1 protein-coding gene is annotated in these 749 nt (G+C 43.4%); it reads left to right on the top strand.

Annotated elements, in window-relative coordinates:
* Window positions 1-732 (top strand): IS5-like element ISSoc13 family transposase gene (locus tag NW840_RS06385; RefSeq protein ID WP_414343174.1). Its coding sequence is split into 2 segments (ribosomal slippage), with 733 coding nucleotides annotated over them: window positions 1-308 and window positions 308-732; the frame shifts between segments, so codons are not numbered across the junction. This gene is flagged as partial in the annotation.
* Window positions 733-749 lie beyond the last annotated feature (17 nt).

Below are 749 nucleotides of genomic sequence, written 5' to 3'. Positions count from 1 at the left end.
TTTTTTAGATGAAAACAAATGGCAGAAGATATTGGCTTTTTTACAGACAGAAGAGAGAGTTAACATTGGGAAAGAAGCAAACTGCAAACAGTTTATTGAAGCAGTTCTTTGGATAGCCCGTTCCGGTGCTCCTTGGCGCTACCTCCCAGAAGGATATGGCAAATGGTACACCATCTATCAAAGATTCCACCGGTGGAGTCGTTTTGGAGTGTGGGAACGGATGTTCAAGTATTTTATTGACGACCCTGATTTAGAGCATCTCATTATTGATTCAACCATGGTTCGAGCGCACTCCTGTGCTGCCGGAAAAAAGGGGAGCAAGCTTTGGGGAGAAGCCGAGGCGGATACAGCACCAAGATTCATGTGAGTGTAGATGGGTTGGGAAATCCGCTGGAATTGAGAATAACTGGCGGAGAAAAGAGCGATATTACTCAAGGGGAAGAATTGATAGAGGGCTGGCAGAGAAAGGATACCAAAGTAATTGGGGATAAAGGATATGATGCGGATAAGTTGATTGAGAAGATAGGGGAAGCTCAAGCGGTTATTCCGCCTAAAAGGAATAGAAAGACGCAGCGGCATTATGACAAGCATCTGTATCAAGAGAGGCATTTAATCGAATGCTTTTTTCATAAGTTAAAGCAGTACCGGCATCTATGTTCTCGTTTTGACAAATTGGCCAGGAACTTCTTGAGTTTTCTCTATCTCGTCAGTGCTCTCTTTTGGCTCAAATGAAAGATCAACACAACCTA

It is taken from the genome of Synechococcus sp. R5-13, assembly GCF_047462015.1.
Taxonomy (GTDB): domain Bacteria; phylum Cyanobacteriota; class Cyanobacteriia; order Thermostichales; family Thermostichaceae; genus Thermostichus.
This window is presented reverse-complemented; position numbering and strand designations above follow the sequence as displayed.